The sequence below is a fragment of the Stenotrophomonas pavanii genome (genome assembly GCF_900101175.1).
GTDB lineage: Bacteria > Pseudomonadota > Gammaproteobacteria > Xanthomonadales > Xanthomonadaceae > Stenotrophomonas > Stenotrophomonas pavanii.
This window is the reverse complement of the sequence record NZ_FNFQ01000001.1, coordinates 87066-104945: the sequence shown is the minus strand read 5'-3', so window position 1 is coordinate 104945 and position 17880 is coordinate 87066. Positions and strand designations below refer to the sequence as shown.

16 protein-coding genes are annotated in these 17880 nt (G+C 65.9%); 7 read left to right on the top strand and 9 right to left on the bottom strand.

Translation table 11 applies throughout. From position 1 onward, the window contains the following. Positions 1-13 precede the first annotated feature (13 nt). From BLS66_RS00540 to BLS66_RS00525, 4 genes are read right to left on the bottom strand one after another with little or no spacing between them, the layout of a single operon-like run. On the bottom strand, positions 14-1042 hold the full coding sequence (locus tag BLS66_RS00540; protein ID WP_057495303.1) for an ABC-2 transporter permease: 1029 nt from the start codon (positions 1040-1042) through the stop codon (positions 14-16). Beyond that, positions 1039-1914, bottom strand: coding sequence for an ABC transporter ATP-binding protein (locus BLS66_RS00535; protein WP_053460829.1), 876 nt, complete (start codon positions 1912-1914; stop codon positions 1039-1041). Before BLS66_RS00535 ends, BLS66_RS00540 begins: the two co-directional genes overlap by 4 nt. Then, a complete protein-coding gene (locus BLS66_RS00530) occupies positions 1914-2273 on the bottom strand; it encodes a GntR family transcriptional regulator (RefSeq protein ID WP_006453095.1) in 360 nt (119 codons plus the stop codon). The genes BLS66_RS00535 and BLS66_RS00530 overlap by 1 nt, the downstream gene beginning before the upstream one ends. 2 nt (positions 2274-2275) lie before the next feature. Continuing rightward, the gene (locus BLS66_RS00525) at positions 2276-2512 is read right to left on the bottom strand and encodes a hypothetical protein (RefSeq protein WP_074724860.1); all 237 of its coding nucleotides are present in this window, start codon (positions 2510-2512) and stop codon (positions 2276-2278) included. Positions 2513-2877: 365 nt separating this feature from the next. On the opposite strand from BLS66_RS00525, the gene BLS66_RS00520 reads away from it, so the two are divergent. From BLS66_RS00520 to BLS66_RS00500, 5 genes are all read left to right on the top strand, one after another. After that, positions 2878-3465, top strand: a complete 588-nt coding sequence (locus BLS66_RS00520) for a glutathione peroxidase (protein WP_049464346.1) — start codon at positions 2878-2880, stop codon at positions 3463-3465. A 96-nt stretch (positions 3466-3561) separates the two neighbouring features. Next, positions 3562-4539: an FKBP-type peptidyl-prolyl cis-trans isomerase N-terminal domain-containing protein gene (locus BLS66_RS00515; protein ID WP_032962085.1), complete on the top strand. Its 978-nt coding sequence runs from the start codon at positions 3562-3564 to the stop codon at positions 4537-4539. Between the two features lie 23 nt (positions 4540-4562). Beyond that, positions 4563-5912 (top strand): UDP-glucose dehydrogenase family protein, encoded by a 1350-nt coding sequence (locus BLS66_RS00510; protein ID WP_049464354.1) that lies wholly within the window; start codon positions 4563-4565, stop codon positions 5910-5912. Beyond that, positions 5905-6147: a SlyX family protein gene (locus BLS66_RS00505; RefSeq protein WP_005410256.1), complete on the top strand. Its 243-nt coding sequence runs from the start codon at positions 5905-5907 to the stop codon at positions 6145-6147. The genes BLS66_RS00510 and BLS66_RS00505 overlap by 8 nt, the downstream gene beginning before the upstream one ends. Positions 6148-6157: 10 nt before the next feature. Beyond that, entirely contained in the window at positions 6158-6832 is a 675-nt protein-coding gene (locus tag BLS66_RS00500; protein WP_049464358.1) for a DUF2058 domain-containing protein, read from the top strand. A gap of 50 nt (positions 6833-6882) precedes the next feature. On the opposite strand, the gene BLS66_RS00495 is transcribed toward BLS66_RS00500, so the two are convergent. The 4 genes from BLS66_RS00495 to BLS66_RS00480 all read right to left on the bottom strand — a co-directional run bounded on the left by BLS66_RS00495 (position 6883) and on the right by BLS66_RS00480 (position 12865). Continuing rightward, positions 6883-8061, bottom strand: coding sequence for an MFS transporter (locus tag BLS66_RS00495; protein WP_049464360.1), 1179 nt, complete (start codon positions 8059-8061; stop codon positions 6883-6885). A gap of 85 nt (positions 8062-8146) precedes the next feature. Then, the gene (gene metH, locus BLS66_RS00490; protein WP_074724859.1) at positions 8147-10831 is read right to left on the bottom strand and encodes a methionine synthase; all 2685 of its coding nucleotides are present in this window, start codon (positions 10829-10831) and stop codon (positions 8147-8149) included. Further along, positions 10828-11922 (bottom strand): homocysteine S-methyltransferase family protein, encoded by a 1095-nt coding sequence (locus BLS66_RS00485; RefSeq protein WP_074724858.1) that lies wholly within the window; start codon positions 11920-11922, stop codon positions 10828-10830. Before BLS66_RS00485 ends, metH begins: the two co-directional genes overlap by 4 nt. Before the next feature lie 13 nt (positions 11923-11935). Next, the gene (locus BLS66_RS00480) at positions 11936-12865 is read right to left on the bottom strand and encodes an ArsR/SmtB family transcription factor (RefSeq protein WP_074724857.1); all 930 of its coding nucleotides are present in this window, start codon (positions 12863-12865) and stop codon (positions 11936-11938) included. A gap of 153 nt (positions 12866-13018) precedes the next feature. Here BLS66_RS00480 and BLS66_RS00475 point away from each other — a divergent pair, with 153 nt between their 5' ends. Together BLS66_RS00475 and BLS66_RS00470 are read left to right on the top strand one after the other, a co-directional pair. Continuing rightward, on the top strand, positions 13019-14167 hold the full coding sequence (locus tag BLS66_RS00475) for an acyl-CoA dehydrogenase family protein (RefSeq protein WP_049465813.1): 1149 nt from the start codon (positions 13019-13021) through the stop codon (positions 14165-14167). 130 nt (positions 14168-14297) lie between these two features. Beyond that, the gene (locus tag BLS66_RS00470) at positions 14298-14585 is read left to right on the top strand and encodes a hypothetical protein (RefSeq protein WP_074724856.1); all 288 of its coding nucleotides are present in this window, start codon (positions 14298-14300) and stop codon (positions 14583-14585) included. Between the two features lie 108 nt (positions 14586-14693). On the opposite strand, the gene BLS66_RS00465 is transcribed toward BLS66_RS00470, so the two are convergent. Next, complete coding sequence (locus tag BLS66_RS00465; RefSeq protein ID WP_053504758.1) at positions 14694-17867, bottom strand: multidrug efflux RND transporter permease subunit; 3174 nt, start codon at positions 17865-17867, stop codon at positions 14694-14696. Positions 17868-17880: the final 13 nt, after the last annotated feature.

The following is a 17880-nucleotide window of genomic DNA, read 5'->3' as shown; positions in this document are numbered from 1 at the left end:
CAGGTGGATGGGATCAGATCTCGCCGGCGCGCTTGCGCAGGCGGATGGCAAGGATGATGAACACGGCACCGACAGCGGCACCGATCCACAGCTCCGGCATCGCCAGCGACTTCAGCTGCGAGGCCGGCGACATCAGGCTGACCACCGATTCGAGATCGCGGCGCGCGCCTTCACCGGCGCTGAGGCGATACAGCAGGTCCATGCCCGGCACGCCGCCCAGCAGCAGGCGGCCGACGATGTTCTGCCAGAACCAGCCGGTGGTCAGCCCGATCAGCGGCATCACCTTGGTGGTGCTGACGATGACCCCGGCGAACAGCGGCAGCATCACCGCCCACAGGAACGGCTTGCTGCGGGCCCAGGCCGAGCACAGCAGCAGCCAGCCGGCGGTGGGCAGGGCCCACAGCGCGTAGACCGGAATCCAGGCCAGGTGGCCGGCGGCCAGGGTCAGCGGACTGGACGGGCCCCAGATCAGCGTCATCGGGCTGCCGCCATGCATCAGCGCGACGACGCTGATCACCAGCAGGAAGCCGAGCATGGTGATGATGCCGGCGATCACCGCGATCAGCGGGGCCACGATCAGTGCGCTGATCACCTTGGAAAGGACGGTCTGGGTGTCCGACAGCGGCAGCGATTTCCAGAACAGGATGCTGCGGTCGCGGCGGTCGTCGTACAGCGCGCCCAGGCAGTAGAAGAACACCACGAAGGCCAGCACCAGGAACGGCCAGGCCGAGCTGAGCACCAGGGTCAGGTCGAGGCCGTTGCCGAGGTCGGCCAGGTCTTTTGCGCTGATGTCGCGGGTCAGCAGCGCGAGGTCCAGGCCGTTGATGTTCACGTTCTCGCCATCGACGTGCAGGTTGCCATCACGCGCGGCGCGGTGCAGCGCGAACAGGCCGAAGGCGATACCGATGGTGCTCATCACCAGCGAAATCAGGCCGGCGATCAGCGGCGCGTACAGGAAACCGCCACGGTTCTCCCAGTATTCGCGCTTGAGCAGCCAGCGCAGGGTGCCCATCGGGCTGACGGGGTGGTTGACGGCATTCATGCGTAGGTCCCCTTCATGATGGCGACGAACAGGTCGGCCAGGCCCGGGCTGCGGGTCTCGCCAAGCGTGGAAAGCTGGGCGCGCGGCACGCCGTCGAACAGCATCACGGTCTTGCCGAACGCCAGGCTGCGCTCGTCGATCGGCTTCAGCGCACGCGCGGTATCCAGCTGGTCGGCATTGACCAGCAGTTCGGTGTAGCGCTGGCCGACGTCGTCCATTTCCGCATCCAGCACGATGCGGCCGTCGCGGATGAACATGACATCGCTGAGGATGTGCTCGATTTCCTCGACCTGGTGGGTGGTGACGATGATGGTCTTCTGTTCGTCGAAGTAATCTTCCAGCAGGCGCTGGTAGAACTCCTTGCGGTACAGGATGTCCAGGCCCAGGGTGGGCTCGTCCAGCACCAGGATGCGTGCGTCGATGGCCATCACCAGGGCCAGGTGCAGCTGCACGATCATGCCCTTGGACAGTTCGCGCACGCGCTGCTTCGGCTGCAGCTTGGTGTTGGCCAGGAAGCGTTCGCAGCGGGCGCGATCGAAACGCGGGTGCACACCGGCCACGAAATCGATCGCTTCGCGCACCTTCAGCCAGCGTGGCAGCACGGCGACGTCGGCGATGAAGCAGATGTCGTTCATCAGCTCGTCGCGGTGCAGCCGCGGGTCGCGGCCGAGCACGCTCAGCTCACCTTCCACCGAGGTCAGGCCGAGAATGGCCTTCAGCGCGGTGGTCTTGCCGGCGCCATTGGGCCCGATCAGGCCGACGATGCGCCCGCTTGGAATGCTGAAGCTGGCGTTGTCGAGCGCCACCGTGGTCTTGTAGGCCTTGCGCAGGCCTCGGGCGGTGATGACCGCTTCACTTGCAGTGCTATTCATCAGACTTTCCCCTGGGGCAGCAATTCGTCGAGGCTCAGGCCCAGGCGCTGGATGCGTTCCAGCACCGCCGGCCATTCTTCATTGAGGAAGCGATCGCGCTCGCTGCTGCGCAGCTGCGTGGCCGCCTGTTCGGTCATGAACATGCCCAGGCCGCGGCGCTTCTCGACCAGGCCCTCATCGGCCAGTTCCTGGTAGGCGCGCGAAACGGTGATGGGGTTGAGTTGATAGTCGGCGGCCACCTGGCGCACCGAAGGCAGGGCATCGCCCGGCTTGAGGATTCCGTCGAGCATCATGGCGATCACGCGCTCCTTCAACTGACGGTAGATGGGAGCGCCGTCGCTCCACTGGATGTCGCTCATATTCAGCTCCGTGGGGTCAGCGGCTGGGCGAACGAGAAATACGGCATGGACAGGGAGCTGTGCAGCCGACGCGGGGGAGGGGGGGAGGGAACGGCATTCCCTGCCGGTGAAACGGTCGCGTCCTGCGGACTGTCGGGGGAGGCGGGGGGCGTTGGCGCGGCCAGCCAGGCCAGCACGATCAGGGTCGAAACAGCGGCGGCCGCAGGTGCGGTGAGGTTGCGACGGATCCGAGTGTTCATGGCTTCCCCCTGTCTCAGGTGACTGGTGTTGTATGCAACTATAACACCGGCACGCCTGCGTGCAACCCCTTGCCGTGCCCAACTGATGGCAGGGGTGGTCAAATCGCTGAAATATCGCCCTATCCATTTGATTGGAAAGGGAAATAAATTCTCCGAAGGGGCTGATTCGGCGCTGCCTTCCATTCAGCCTTGTACATGCTATGTCATCACTGCGCGGTTGCTGCCGCACTGGACGGGCAAACGCCACGCCGCGCAAAGCCAGCGGCGCCCACCGCAGCAAGGGGCGCCGGGGCCCGGTGCTATAGTTCGGCCGATTCCCGGCCGCTACCGGCCGGCCCTGTGAATGGCTACCGCGGACTGTCTCCATGACCCTGCCGACCGTTACCCCGCGCCGCCTGCGCGGTCTGTCCCTGCTGACCCTGCTGGTGGCCGGGCTGGCCAGCTCCAGCCAGGTGCTGGCGGCCGACCTTCTCGACCTCGACTACCGCCCGCTGGCCAGCAAGCAGCAGGTCAACCTGCAGCAGCGCTACCACGGGCAGGTGCTGCTGGTGGTCAATACCGCCAGCAAGTGCGGCTATACCCCTCAGTACGAAGGCCTGGAGGCGCTGCAGAAGCGCTATGCCGGCCGTGGCTTCGCCGTGCTCGGTTTCCCGTCCAACGATTTCAAGGGCCAGGAGCCGGGTGACGAGAAGCAGATCCAGGATTTCTGCACGCTCACCTACGGCGTCAAGTTCCCGATGTTCGAGAAGGTGCACGTCGTCGGCGCAGAGGCCACGCCGCTGTACCAGCGGCTGACCGCGGCCACCGGCGTGGCGCCGGGCTGGAACTTCCACAAGTACCTGGTGGGCCGCGATGGCAAGGTCATCGCCCAGTTCGCCAGCAAGGTGACGCCGGACGATCCGCAGCTGACCGCCGCCATCGACAAGGCGCTGGCCGCAGCCGCCACGCATTGATATGCGGCACGGATGCCTCGACATCGACGGCATGCGTGCGACAATGCTTCTTTTCGCGCCGACGTCGGCGCCCAGACACTTCCAGGAATGCAGCGAATGAAGATGGGAATGCGCGGCGCCGCGGCGTCGGTTCTGATTCTGGCGATGGGCACTTCGGGTGTCGCTCTGTCGCAACAACCGGCTGCCCCCGCAGCCGCCAAGGAGACCGCAACCTTGAATTCCCCCAAGCAGAAGCTGGGCTACGCCATCGGCCTGGACGTCGCCAAGTCGTTCACCCCGATCGCCGATGAGATCGATGTGGCCGCGCTGCGCACCGCCGTCGAACGTTCGTTCGAAGGCCTGCAGCCGCAGATCACCCAGGAACAGGCCAAGGCCACCGATGCCGCACTGCGCCAGGTCGTGATGGCCCGCAGCGGGCAGCAGGTGCCGGGCATGGCGCCGGGTTCGCAGCCGCCGAAGGTCGACCGCGTCAAGGTGTCGCAGATGATCGGTTCCTACTCGGTCGGTCCGTCGCTGGCACAGCTGAAGGACGACATCGACGTCGCCTCGCTGTTTGACGCGATCAGCACTGGCCTGAGCAAGGGTCAGCCGAAGATGACGGAAGCTGACGCGACCGCCACCATCCAGGCGTTCATGGGCAGCAAGCAGGCCGAAATGCAGGCCAAGGCCGCCGCCGCCGCGCAGACCAACCGCGAGGAAGGCAACGCGTTCCTGGCCAAGAACAAGACCCAGCCGGGCGTGGTGACCACCCCGTCGGGCCTGCAGTACCAGGTCATCCGCCCGGGCAGCGGCGAGCGTCCGCTGCCGAGCAGCAAGGTGCGCGTGAACTACGAAGGCAAGCTGCTCAACGGCACCGTGTTCGACAGCTCCTATGGTCGCCAGCCGGCCGAGTTCGGCTTGGACCAGGTGATCAAGGGCTGGACCGAAGGCGTCGCGCTGATGCCGGTCGGTTCGAAGTACCGCTTCTGGATCCCGGGCGAGCTCGCCTACGGTGAAAACGGCACCCCGGGTGGCCCGATCGGCCCGAACGCGACTCTGACGTTCGACGTCGAGCTGCTGGGCGTCCTGCCGTAAGCGACCACGGAGCCAGCACGGACATGCGCGTTGCGATTTTCGGTACCGGTTATGTAGGGCTGGTGACCGGTACCTGCCTGGCCGATGTCGGCCACCAGGTGGTCTGCGTCGATATCGACCAGGCCAAGGTCGATGGCCTCAACCAGGGCATCATCCCGATCTATGAGCCGGGCCTGGAACCGATGGTGAAGGCCAACCACGCCGCGTCGCGGCTGACGTTCACCACCGATGCCGCAGCCGCGATCGGCCACGGCCAGGTCGTGTTCATCGCCGTCGGCACGCCGCCGGACGAGGATGGCAGCGCTGATCTGCAGTACGTGTTGGCCGTGGCCCGCACCATCGGCCAGCACATGAGCGTGCCGACCGTGGTGGTCAACAAGTCGACGGTGCCGGTGGGCACCGCCGACAAGGTGCGCGCGGCCATCGCCGCCGAGCTCGCCGCACGGGGGGCCGACATCGCCTTCGACGTGGTGTCCAATCCGGAATTCCTGAAGGAAGGCGATGCCGTTGCCGACTGCATGCGCCCGGACCGCATCATCATCGGTGCGACCAGCGCCGAATCGGTGGCGGTGATGCGGCGCCTGTACGCGCCGTTCAACCGCAACCACGACCGCGTGGTGGAAATGGACGTGCGCTCGGCCGAGCTGACCAAGTACGCCGCCAACGCGATGCTGGCGACCAAGATTTCGTTCATGAACGAAATCGCCAACATCGCCGAGCGTGTCGGCGCCGATGTGGAACAGGTCCGCCAGGGCATCGGCTCGGATCCGCGCATCGGCTGGCACTTCATCTACCCGGGCGCCGGTTATGGCGGCTCGTGTTTCCCCAAGGATGTGCAGGCACTGGCCCGCACTGCGCAGCAGGCTGGCCTGGAGCCGAAGCTGCTGAACGCCGTCGAAGCGGTCAACGATGCGCAGAAGGGACATCTGTTCGCGCTGATCCAGCGTCATTACGACAAGGGCGAGGATGAGGGCGTGCGTGGCAAGACCTTTGCCGTGTGGGGCCTGGCCTTCAAGCCGAACACCGATGACATGCGCGAAGCCTCCAGCCGCCGACTGCTGGCGCAGCTGTGGGAAGGCGGTGCAACGGTGCGTGCCTACGATCCGGAAGCGATGCACGAATCGCAGCGCATCTTCGGCGAACGCGATGACCTGGTGTTCTGCAGCAATGCCGACGAAGCGCTGCAGGGCGCGGATGCATTGGTCGTGGTGACCGAGTGGAAGCAGTTCCGCAGCCCCGATTTCCAGAAGCTGCGCGAGCAGCTGAAGGACGCGGTGGTGTTTGACGGGCGCAACCTGTACGAGCCGGCGGATGTCGAAGCGGCGGGCCTGGCGTATTACGGCATCGGCCGGGGGCGCTCGCTGCATGTCTGACCTGCTGCCAACCGAACGCGAGCAGGCGCTGGAAGCGCGCCTGGTCGAGCTGGAGATGCGCGTGTCCTTCCAGGAGCAGGCGCTGGCCGAACTGAGCGATGCGCTGGCCGATGCCCGCATGCAGGGCATGCGCAACGCCGATGTGCTGCGCGTGCTGCTGGAAGACCTGGGCAAGGTCCGCAACGCATTGAATTCTTCCGATCCGGCGAGCGAACCGCCGCCGCCGCACTACTGATCCGACCTCTATGAGCGATACCCTCCGCGACCAGCTGCTGGGCCTGGGCTTCAAGCCTGCGCCCAAGCCCGAGCGCAAGAATGATGCCCCCCGTCGTGACGGCCGCCCGCAGGGCAAGGGTGGCAACGGCAATGGAAAGCCGCAGGGCGCTGGCAAGGGCGAGCACACGCCCGGTGAGCGTCGTGGGCATGGCCGTGGTGGCCCGGGCAAGCCTGCTGGGCAGGCCCGCGGCCAGGGCCCGCGCAAGCCGCGCAGCGCCGAAGAGATGGATCTGGCCAAGGCCTATGCCATTCGCGCGCAGCGGGAAAAGGAAGAGCGCATCGAAGCCGAGCGCCTGAAGCAGGAAGAAGCACGCGTCCGCCGCGAGGCGAAGGCCAAGCTGGAAGAACTGCTGAAGGACAAGAGCCTGAATGCCGAGGCGGCCGACATTGCCCGCCACTTCCCGTACGGCGGCAAGATCAAGCGCATCTACGTGACCGCCGAACAGCTGACCGCGCTCAATGCCGGTGCGCTGGGCGTGGTCCAGCTCAATGGCCGTTACCTGCTGGTGACCGCCGAAGTGCTGGCCGAGTGCGAGGCGGTGTTTGCCGCATCGGTGGCGCTGAAGGTCGATCCGAATGCGCCGGCCGAAGAAGATCCATACGCCGATCCGCAGTACCAGGTACCGGACGACCTGGTCTGGTAAGCGGAAGCGCAGGATGACGAAAACGCCGGGCAGTGCCCGGCGTTTTCGTTTCAGCGGGCGCTGCGGCGCGCACGTATCAGCGGGAGGCTGAGCGCGAAGAAGCAGAGCAGGGCGCCGACCAGCGCGAAGCCGCTGCCGGCGAGGAAGGCCGTGCGGCCGTCGTCGATCTTCCACAGCTGACCGGCGATCAGTGCGCCCAGCACGCCGCCCACGCCGGACGAGAAGCCGTACAGCAGGCCCTGGCCGTGACCGTTGAGCCGGCCCGGGAAGTAGGTGGCCAGCATCTGCATCGCAGCCGCGAAGAAGGCGGCAAAGCCCAGGGCATGCGCGGTCTGCGCCAGCAGCATCACCGGCAGGTTTTCGGGGAACAGGGCGGTCACCGCCCAGCGCAGGCAGGAACTGACCAGCGCGATCAACAGCATCCAACTGGCGTCATAGCGGCGGAAGAAACGGCCGATGGTGAAGAACACGCCCACTTCGAAGACGACGCCGATGGTCCACAGCAGGCCGAGGGTGGAGGTGCGGTAACCGTGATGGTCCATGTAGACCGAAAAGAACGTGTAGTACGGGCCGAATGACAGCTGCTCCATGAACGCGGCCAGGAAGAAGGCCAGCACCGGCGGGCGGCGCACGATCTGCCAGAAGCCGCTCGCATCGCCCTGGGTCCTGCCGATGTCGCGCGCATAGTGGTTGCTGAAGGCCGAGGCCACCAGCAAGGCGAACAGCGGCAGCATCATCCAGGGCAGCAATCCGGCGTGGTTGCTGGCGCCATTGCCTTCGATCAGCCAGCCGAACAGGGTGACCACGGCGATGAAGCCGAGTGAGCCCCAGACCCGGATCAACCCGTAGCGATGGCTGTCGTTGCCCAGGTGAGTGAGGGTGATCGACTCGAACTGCGGCATCACCGCGTTGTAGAAGAAGCAGAACACCACCATGGCCGGGTACATCCAGGGCTGCGGAAGCGGCAGCAGGAAGGCGGCGAAGCTGAGCAGGGTCAACACGCAGCCGACGCGCAGCAGCCGGATCGGCCGTGGCGATGCCGCCGCCAGCGAAGTCCAGGTGCTGGGTGCGATCACGCGGGTGGCGTACCACAGGCCCATCATCACGCTGATCGCGGTCACGCTCATGCCGCGCGCGGTCAGGAACAGGCTCCAGTACGGAGTGAACGCGCCCAGCGCCGCGTAGTAGAACAGGTAAAAACTGGAGAGGCGGGCAACGGGAACGGTCATTGCGGAATGATGAGGCAAAAAGGGGACGGAGGGGATTAAGTCGCGAATGCATAAACGACTTAATCCCCTCCGTCCCCTTTTTGTGTCATTCGGGGTCGTAGTCGAGGTTGGAGGCGAGCCAGCGTTCGGCCTGGGCGCGGTCCACGCCCTTGCGGCGGGCGTAGTCGCTGATCTGTTCGCGGCTGAGCCGGCCGACCACGAAGTACTGGCTCTGCGGGTGGCTGAAGTAGTAGCCCGAAACAGCGGCCGTGGGCAGCATCGCGAAGCTCTCGGTCAGTTCCATGCCGGCATTTGCTTCGGCCTGCAGCAGGTCGAACAGGCGCCGTTTCTCGCTGTGCTCCGGGCAGGCGGGATAGCCGGGCGCCGGCCGGATGCCGCGATACTGCTCGTCGATCAGGGCATCGTTGTCCAGCGCCTCGGCACGGTCATAGCCCCAGAATTCAGTGCGCACGCGCTGGTGCAGGCGCTCGGCCAGCGCTTCGGCGAAGCGGTCGGCCAGTGCCTTCAGCAGGATCGCGTTGTAGTCGTCATGGTCCGCCTCGAAGCGCGCGACGTGGGCATCGATGCCGATGCCCGCGGTGACCGCGAACGCACCGATCCAGTCCTGGCGGCCGCTGTCGGCGGGAGCGATGAAATCGGCCAGGCAGAAGTCCGGCCGCTCGGCCGGCTTGTCGACCTGCTGGCGCAGGAAGTACAACGTGGCCTCGCCCTGGGGGTGCTGCACGCGCACGTCGTCGCCGACGCTGTTGGCCGGCCACAGGCCGAACACGGCCTTGGCGGTCAGCCACTTCTCTTCGACGATGCGGTCGAGCATCGCGCGGGCATCCTTGTACAGATCGCTGGCCTGGGTACCGACAATCTCGTCGGTGAGAATGGCCGGGAACTTGCCGGCCAGTTCCCAGGCCTGGAAGAACGGCGTCCAGTCGATGTAGTCGACCAGTTCGGCCAACGGGTAGTCGTCGAACACATGCAGGCCGGGCTGGCGCGGTGCCGGTGGCGTGTAACTGTCCCAGCCGCCCTGGAACTTCTGCGCGCGTGCATGCTCCAGCGTGACCAGGCGCTTGGCGTCGCCACGGTTGCGATGGCGCGCGCGGATTTCGGCATAGTCGGCCTCGTTGGCGGCGACGAAGGCCTCGCGCAGGTCGCGCGAGATCAGCGACTGGGCCACGCCCACCGCGCGCGAGGCGTCCTTCACCCACACCGTCGGCGCCTTGTAATGCGGGTCGATCTTCAGCGCGGTGTGCGCGCGCGAGGTGGTGGCGCCGCCGATCAGCAGCGGCAGGTCGAAACCCTGGCGCTCCATCTCGCGGGCGACGTGGCTCATCTCCTCCAGCGACGGCGTGATCAGTCCGGACAGGCCGATCAGGTCGGCATGGTGCTCGCGGGCGGCATCCAGGATCTTCTGCGCCGGCACCATCACGCCCAGGTCGACCACCTCGAAGTTGTTGCAGGCCAGGACCACGCCGACGATGTTCTTGCCGATGTCATGCACGTCGCCCTTCACCGTGGCCATGATGATCTTGCCGTTGCTCTTGGCGGTGTCACCGCTGCGCGCCTTCTCGGCCTCGATGTAGGGCAGCAGGTAGGCCACCGCCTTCTTCATCACGCGCGCGGACTTGACCACCTGCGGCAGGAACATCTTGCCCGCACCGAACAGGTCGCCGACGATGTTCATGCCATCCATCAGCGGGCCTTCGATCACGTCCAGCGGTCGGCTGGCGGCCTGCCGGGCCAGCTCGGTGTCTTCCTCGACATAAGCGTCCAGGCCGTGCACCAGGGCATGGGCCAGGCGCTGTGCGACAGGCTTCTCGCGCCAGCCCAGGTCCTCCGCCTTCGCTGCGCCTTTCCTGCCCTTGTAACGCTCGGCGATCTCCAGCAGGCGCTCGGTGGCATCGCTGCGGCGGTTGAGGATCACGTCCTCGACGCGTTCGCGCAGCTCCGGCTCCAGCTCGTCATAGATCGGCATGGCACCGGCGTTGACGATGCCCATGTCCATCCCGGCCGCGATCGCGTGGTACAGGAACACCGAGTGGATCGCCTGGCGCACCGTTTCATTGCCGCGGAAGGAGAACGAAACGTTGGAGACGCCGCCGGAGACATGGCAGTGCGGCAGCGTCTGCTTGATGATGCGGGTGGCTTCGATGAAGTCCACCGCGTAGTTGTCGTGCTCTTCGATACCGGTGGCGACGGCGAAGATGTTCGGGTCGAAGATGATGTCCTGCGGCGGGAAGCCGATCTCGTCGACCAGGATGCGATAGGCGCGGGTGCAGATCTCGACCTTGCGCGCGCAGGTGTCGGCCTGCCCGTTCTCGTCGAAGGCCATCACCACCGCAGCGGCACCGTAGCGCAGCACCTTGCGTGCATGTTCGCGGAACAGCGCCTCGCCTTCCTTCAGCGAGATCGAATTGACCACGCTCTTGCCCTGCAGGCACTTCAGCCCGGCCTCGATCACGCTCCACTTGGAGGAATCGACCATCACCGGGATGCGGGCGATGTCCGGCTCGGACATGATCAGGTTGAGGTAGCGGGTCATTGCCGCTTCCGAATCGATCAGGCCCTCGTCCATGTTGACGTCGAGGATCTGCGCTCCGCTGGCCACCTGCTGGCGGGCCACGTCCACCGCCTCTTCGTAGCGGCCTTCCTTGATGAGCTTGCGGAACTGCGCGCTGCCGGTGACGTTGGTGCGCTCGCCGACGTTGATGAACAGCAGGTCCGGTGTGATGACCAGCGGCTCCAGGCCGGACAGGCGGGTATAGGGCGGGGTGTTCATGCGGCCTGCTGCTCCCGGGATGCGGGCAGGGCGCGCGGCGGCAATCCGGCGACGGCCTGGGCGATGGCGCGGATGTGCGCGGGCGTGGAGCCACAGCAGCCGCCGACCAGGTTCAACAGGCCATCCTCGGCGAAGCCGCGCAGGGTGGCGGCCATCTCTTCCGGCGTTTCGTCATATTCGCCGAAGGCGTTGGGCAGGCCCGCATTGGGGTGGGCGCTGACGTGGCAGTCGGCGACCTGCGAAAGGGTTTCCACGTGTGGTCGCATCGCCTCGGCACCCAGTGCGCAGTTCAAGCCGATCGACAGCGGCCGCGCGTGTGCCAGCGAGGCGTGGAACGCTTCGGCGGTCTGCCCGGACAGCGTGCGCCCGGAGGCGTCGGTGATGGTGCCGGAGATCATCACCGGCAGGCGTGCGCCGCGCGCGTCGAACGCTTCTTCCAGCGCATACAGCGCCGCCTTGGCATTGAGCGTGTCGAAGATGGTCTCGACCATGAGGGTGTCGGCGCCCCCGTCGATCAGCCCTTCGATGGCCTCCCGGTAGGTGTCGCGCAGCTCGTCGAAGCTGGTGTTGCGGAAGCCTGGATCATTCACGTCGGGGCTGATCGAGGCGGTGCGGCTGGTCGGGCCGATCACGCCGATCACGAAGCGTGGCTTGCCGGGCGTGGTTGCAGCCACCGCATCGCAGCAGGCGCGTGCAACCGCCGCCCCGGTCTTGTTCAACTCGTACACCAGGTGCTCGAGGTGGTAGTCGGCCTGGCTGACCGAGGTGGCGTTGAAGGTGTTGGTCTCGACCAGATCCGCGCCTGCTTCCAGGTAGGCGGTGTGGATGTCGGCGATGATCTGCGGACGGGTCAGCAGCAGCAGATCGTTGTTGCCCTTCAGATCATGGCCCTCGGGGGCGCCGTGGTCGCAGCCGGGGCCATGTGCATGGTCATAGCCACCCGCGAAGCGCTCGCCCCGATAGTCGTCTTCCTGCAGGCCGTGGCGCTGGATCATCGTGCCCATCGCGCCGTCGATGATCAGGATCCGCTCGCGCAGGGCGTCGAGCAGGGCGTTGGCACGATCAGGATGCAACCAGGGCAGGGCAGGCATGGCAGTCTCGGGCTCAGGGCTTGTTGGCGATCAGCGAAATCACTTCGAAGTGCGGCGGACGCTTTTCGCGGGTGACCGTCTCCAGGCTGGACACCTGCAGGCCGGCCTTGTCGACGAACCTGCGCAGTTCCTTGTCGCTGAAGCCAAGGTTGACGTGGCCGTAGGCTTCCACCGCGGCCTTGTGTTCGTGGCGGGCCAGGCTGCACAGCAGCAGGCGGCCACCCGAGCGCAGCACGCGCGCGGCTTCGGTCACCGCCTGCGCCGGCTTGCTGGCGTAGGTCAACGCGTGCATCAGCACCACCAGGTCGAAGCTGCTGTCCTTGAACGGCAGCGCGTGCATGTCGCCTTCGCGCACTTCCACATTGGGCAGGCGGCGCAGGCGCTCGCTGGCGGCGGCGACCACGCGCGCGCTGGTATCGATGCAGATGTAGCGCTTGGCATGGGGGGCGACCAGTTCGGCCAGCACGCCGTCACCGGAGGCGATGTCCAGCACGTCGCCGGTTTCCAGCAGCGGCAACGCGGTGCGCGCCAGGGCCTCCCAGGTGCGGCCCGGCGAGTAGTGGCGCTCCATGTCGCCGGCCACGCTGTCGGCCCAGTTCTGGTCCGAGGCGCGGTGGGCCAGCACGGCGGCAACGCGCTCGGCGTCCTGCCGCAGCAACGGGTCGTCGCTTCCGTTGCTCAGGGCATGCCACAATGCGCGCTGCGCCGGGTCCAGCTGGGCCTCGTCGAAACGGTAGTAGGCCGACACGCCGGCACGGCGGTCGCGGACCAGGCCGGCTTCCTTCAGGCGCGCCAGGTGGGTGGACACGCGCGGCTGCGCGAGCCGGGTGATCGCCGACAGTTCGGCCACGGTGAGTTCCTCCTGCTCCAGCAGCGCCAGCAGGCGCACGCGGGTCGCATCGGCGAACACCTTCAGGCGGGTCGACCAGTCTTCCAGATCCATAAATATCTACCTATCGCGATATAGAGATATATTCGCCGAGAAGGCCTGCCGCGGTCAAGTCGGCAGCGTACGGAAACAGCCGGGCCCCGGTACAATCGGGGCACCTGGGCGCGCCGTATGCGGCCCATAACTTCATGTACCCGGGAGGGTGTTGTGGATTTCAGCTTTACCGAAGAGCAGTTGATGCTGCAGGACGTGGCGCGGCGCATCGCGCAGGAGAAGATCGCCCCCAGCGCGGAGCATCACGACCGCACCGGCGAGTTCCCGCTGGACAACATCCGCCTGCTGGGCGAGAACGGCCTGATGGGCATCGAAGTGCCGACCGAATACGGCGGTGCGGGCATGGACCCGGTTGCGTACGTGCTGGCGATGGTGGAGGTCGCCGCCGCCGACGCCGCCCACTCGACCATCATGTCGGTCAACAACTCGCTGTTCTGCAACGGCATCCTCACCCATGGCAGCGAACAGCAGAAGCAGACCTATGTGCGTGCGATCGCCGAAGGCACGGCCATCGGCGCGTTCGCGCTGACCGAGCCGCAGTCCGGCTCTGACGCTACCGCCATGCGTTGCCGCGCGGTGAAGCAGGCCGACGGCACCTTCGTCATCAACGGCAAGAAGAGCTGGATCACCTCCGGCCCGGTGGCCAAGTACATCGTGCTGTTCGCGATGAGCGAGCCGGACAAGGGGGCGCGTGGCATCACCGCCTTCCTCATCGATACCGACAAGGCCGGTTTCGGTCGCGGCAAGACCGAGCCGAAGCTGGGCATCCGCGCCTCGGCCACCTGCGAGATCGAGTTCAACGATTACGTGGCGCAGCCCGAAGACGTGCTGGGCCAGGAAGGCGAGGGCTTCAAGATCGCGATGGGCGTGCTCGATGCCGGCCGCATCGGTATCGCTTCGCAGGCCATCGGCATCGCCCGTGCCGCCTATGAAGCGACCTTGGACTACGTGAAGGAGCGCAAGGCGTTCGGGGCGCCGATCGGTACCTTCCAGATGACCCAGGCCAAGATTGCCGACATGAAGTGCAAGCTGGACGCAGCGCTGCTGCTGACCCTGCGTGCGGCATGGGTGAAGGGCCAGGGCAAGCGCTTCAGCACGGAAGCGGCCGTGGCCAAGCTGACCGCCTCGGAAGCGGCAATGTGGATCACCCACCAGGCGGTGCAGATCCACGGCGGCATGGGGTACTCGAAGGAGATGCCGCTGGAGCGTTACTTCCGTGATGCCAAGATCACCGAGATCTACGAAGGCACCTCGGAAATCCAGCGACTGGTCATCGCCCGCAACGAAACCGGGCTGCGCTGAGACGCAACGGCCGCGCCGCTGCAATGGCGGCGCGGCCAGTAGATCGGCGCCACGCGTGGATGCGCCGTGGTCTTGGCCGAACGATGCCGGATCTGTTCCAATGCAGGCCGTTTCCATACGGTCTGCACAGATGATCTATCGTGGTTGGGGAATCCTGACACTGGTCACGCCGATCGCAGCGATCCTGCTGCTGGCGTATTTCTTCCCGCACGCAGGCCCCAGGGGCAACATCCCGCTCCCGCAGGTGTTGCTGGGTGCCGGGATTGGCGCGGCGGTGAACGTGCTGCTGGGCCTGTGGCTCAACCGTGCACCTCGGCAGAAGGGTGAAGTCGCGCCCCATCATTTCTTCTTCGTGCCGATGCAGTGGGCCGCGCTGGTTCTGGTGGCAGTGTGCGCGGTGGTCGCGCTGCTGCGCTGAGGCGTTGCCCGAAGCGCGCCAACCAAGGTTGGCATGCATTCGAGAGCAGCGACAACAAAAAAGGCCCCGGATCGCTCCGGGGCCTTTTCGTTTCAGCGCACCGCCGGATCAACGATCCGGGCGGTGGGCGGACTCGGCGTCCCGCTGGCGTTCCATGAACTCCTTCGACGGTTCATCCAGCTTGTCGCCCAGCATGCGACGCACAACCACGAAGAACACCGGGATCATCAGCAGGCCGAGCAGGGTGGCGAACAGCATGCCGCCGATCACGCCGGTACCGATGGCGTGGCGGGAGTTGGCGCCGGCGCCGGTGGAGATCGCCATCGGGATCACGCCCATGATGAACGCGAACGAGGTCATCAGGATCGGGCGGAAACGCAGGCGGGCCGCCTCGATGGTGGCATCGCGCAGGTTCTTGCCCGCTGCGCGCTGCTCCACCGCGAACTCCACGATCAGGATCGCGTTCTTTGCCGCCAGGCCGATCACGGTGATCAGGCCGATCTTGAAGAACAGATCGTTGGGCAGGCCGCGCAGCATCGACAGGCCGAGGGCACCCAGCACGCCCAGCGGCACGACCAGCAGCACCGCCACCGGGATCGACCAGCTTTCATACAGGGCGGCCAGGCACAGGAACACCACCACGATCGACAGCACCAGCAGCAGCGTGGCGGCATTGCCAGCCAGGATTTCCTGGTAGGACATGCCGGACCAGTCGTAGCCGAAGCCGGCCGGCAGGTCGTCGTTGACGATGCTCTCCATGGTCTGCATCGCTTCGCCCGAGCTGGTGCCCGGGGCCTGCGAGCCGACGATGTTGATCGCCGAGTAGCCGTTGTAGCGGCTCAGCGACGGCGGTGCCGACACCCATTCGGACTTGACCACCGTGTTGAGCGGGATCATCGCATTGGTGCCATCGGCGTTCTGGGTCAGGGTGGAGGGGCTGTAGAAGCTCTTCAGCGACTCCTGGCCGGTGCGGTACGGGCCATCGGCCTGCATGGTCACGCGCTTGATGCGGCCTTCGTAGAAGAAGTCATTGACGTACACCGGAGCCAGCATCAGCTGGATGGTGCTGTACACGTCCGACACCGACATGCCCATCGACTGCGCCTGCACGCGGTCCACGTGCAGCTGCAGCTGCGGGGCGTTCTCCAGCCCGTTCGGACGCACGCCGACCAGGGCTTCAGGCTTCTGCGCGGCCTTGCCCAGCAGGATGTTGCGCGCCTGGGTCAGCTGCTCGTAGCCGGCACCGCTGCGGTCCTGCAGCCACATGTCGAAGCCGCCGAACTGGCCAAGACCCTGCACGGTAGGCAGGTTGACCACGAAGATCTGCGCTTCCTTGATGCCGTAGAACGCGCCGTTCATGTTCTGGATGAACTCCGGCGCGGTGAACTTGCGTTCCTCCCACGGCTTCAGGCGGATGAAGCCCATGCCCACGTTCTCGCCGGAACCGACGAAGCTGAAGCCGGCCACCTGCAGCATGCCTTCATAGCCATCCTGCTTTTCCAGGATGCCGCGCATCTGCGCGAACACTTCGTTGGTCTGGCCCTTGGTCGAGCCCGGGGGCAGCTGCACGATCGCCAGCGCATAGCCCTGGTCTTCTTCCGGCAGGAAGCTGCCCGGCATGCGGGTGAACAGGAAGCCGCACAGCGCGGTCAGCACCACGAACAGGATCATCCAGCGCGGGGCATGGCGCACCGCCGAGGTGATGTGCCCCACGTAGGTGTGGCTGATCTTGTCGTAGTACTTGTTGAAGGTGCGGTAGACGATGTTCGGGTTGTCGTTGTGCGTCGGCTTGAGGAAGGTCGCGCACAGCGCCGGGGTGAAGCCCAGCGCCAGGAACGCCGAGAACGCCATCGAGATGGCGATGGTCAGCGCGAACTGCTTGTAGATCTCGCCGGCGGCACCGCCCTGCAGGGCGGACGGAATGAACACCGCGGCCAGCACGACGGTGATCGCCACCACCGCACCGGTGATCTGGGTCATCGCCTTCTGCGTGGCCGGCTTCGGCGCCAGCCCTTCCTCGCTCATGATGCGTTCGACGTTCTCGATCACCACGATCGCGTCGTCGACCACGATGCCGATCGCCAGCACCATCGCGAACAGGGTCAGCTGGTTGATCGTGAAGCCGATCATCCACATGCCCAGGAAGGTACCGAGCAGGGCGACGGGGATGACCAGGGTCGGGATCAGGGTGGCGCGGAAGTTCTGCAGGAAGATCAGCATCACCAGGAACACCAGCAAGACCGCTTCAAACAGGGTCTTGACCACTTCCTGGATCGAGATCTTGACGAACGTGGTGCTGTCGTACGGCGAGAACCAGGTCACCCCGGACGGGAAGCTGGGCTGCAGCTCGTCCATCTTGGCGCGCACCGCTTCGGCCACGTTCAGGGCGTTGGCGCCCGGCAGCAGCTGGATGGCGAAGGCGCCGGTCGGCTTGCCGTTGTACTGGGTGTCGAAGCCGTAGTTGTTGGCACCGAAGGCGACGCGGGCGATGTCCTTCAACAGCACGCGCGAGCCGTCAGCGTTGGCGCGCAGGATGATGTTCTCGAATTCCTGCGGCGAGCTGAAGCGGCCTTCGGCCGAGACCGTGGCGGTGAAATGCTGGCCTTCCGGCGACGGGTCCGAACCCAGCGCACCGGCGGCGAACTGCACGTTCTGCGCACGTACCGCGGCCAGTACCTGGCTGGCAGACAGGCCATAGCCCTGCATCTTCTCCGGGTTCAGCCAGATGTTCATGGCGTACTCGGAACCGAACTGCTGGGTGCTGCCGACGCCGGGGATACGCGAGACCTGGTCGAGCACGCGCGAGCCGACGATGTCGTTCAGCGCGTCACGGTTGATGGTCGGGGTATCGGACTGCAGCGCCACCACCATCAGGAAGCCGGCGTTGGCCTTGGCCACCACCACGCCCTGCTGGGTGACTTCCGAAGGCAGGCGTGGCGTGGCCAGCGAGACCTTGTTCTGCACCTGCACCTGGGCGATGTCCGGATCGGTACCGGTCTCGAAGGTCAGGGTGATCTGCGCACGTCCGTTGGAGGCGGACGAGGAGCTGAAGTACAGCAGATGATCGATGCCGGTCAGCTGCTGCTCGATCACCTGGGTGACCGACTTTTCCGTGGTATCGGCGCTGGCGCCCGGGTAGGTCGCCGAGACGGTGACCTGCGGCGGGGCGATGTTGGGATAGGACTCCACGCCCAGGTTGAGGATCGCGATCACGCCGCTGAGCGAGATCAGGATCGCTACCACCCAGGCGAAGACTGGATGCTCGATGAAAAATTTAGGCATGACGGAAGGTTCC

Excerpts from the sequence above, each read along its gene's own strand:
- metH (WP_074724859.1), bottom strand. The coding sequence starts at position 10,831 with ATGAACACCCCGCCCTATACCCGCCTGTCCGGCCTGGAGCCGCTGGTC.
- BLS66_RS00465 (WP_053504758.1), bottom strand. The coding sequence starts at position 17,867 with ATGCCTAAATTTTTCATCGAGCATCCAGTCTTCGCCTGGGTGGTAGCG.
- BLS66_RS00515 (WP_032962085.1), top strand. The coding sequence starts at position 3,562 with ATGAAGATGGGAATGCGCGGCGCCGCGGCGTCGGTTCTGATTCTGGCG.
- BLS66_RS00495 (WP_049464360.1), bottom strand. The coding sequence starts at position 8,061 with ATGACCGTTCCCGTTGCCCGCCTCTCCAGTTTTTACCTGTTCTACTAC.
- BLS66_RS00520 (WP_049464346.1), top strand. The coding sequence starts at position 2,878 with ATGACCCTGCCGACCGTTACCCCGCGCCGCCTGCGCGGTCTGTCCCTG.
- BLS66_RS00510 (WP_049464354.1), top strand. The coding sequence starts at position 4,563 with ATGCGCGTTGCGATTTTCGGTACCGGTTATGTAGGGCTGGTGACCGGT.
- BLS66_RS00470 (WP_074724856.1), top strand. The coding sequence starts at position 14,298 with ATGATCTATCGTGGTTGGGGAATCCTGACACTGGTCACGCCGATCGCA.
- BLS66_RS00530 (WP_006453095.1), bottom strand. The coding sequence starts at position 2,273 with ATGAGCGACATCCAGTGGAGCGACGGCGCTCCCATCTACCGTCAGTTG.
- BLS66_RS00500 (WP_049464358.1), top strand. The coding sequence starts at position 6,158 with ATGAGCGATACCCTCCGCGACCAGCTGCTGGGCCTGGGCTTCAAGCCT.
- BLS66_RS00505 (WP_005410256.1), top strand. The coding sequence starts at position 5,905 with ATGTCTGACCTGCTGCCAACCGAACGCGAGCAGGCGCTGGAAGCGCGC.
- BLS66_RS00540 (WP_057495303.1), bottom strand. The coding sequence starts at position 1,042 with ATGAATGCCGTCAACCACCCCGTCAGCCCGATGGGCACCCTGCGCTGG.
- BLS66_RS00485 (WP_074724858.1), bottom strand. The coding sequence starts at position 11,922 with ATGCCTGCCCTGCCCTGGTTGCATCCTGATCGTGCCAACGCCCTGCTC.
- BLS66_RS00535 (WP_053460829.1), bottom strand. The coding sequence starts at position 1,914 with ATGAATAGCACTGCAAGTGAAGCGGTCATCACCGCCCGAGGCCTGCGC.
- BLS66_RS00480 (WP_074724857.1), bottom strand. The coding sequence starts at position 12,865 with ATGGATCTGGAAGACTGGTCGACCCGCCTGAAGGTGTTCGCCGATGCG.
- BLS66_RS00525 (WP_074724860.1), bottom strand. The coding sequence starts at position 2,512 with ATGAACACTCGGATCCGTCGCAACCTCACCGCACCTGCGGCCGCCGCT.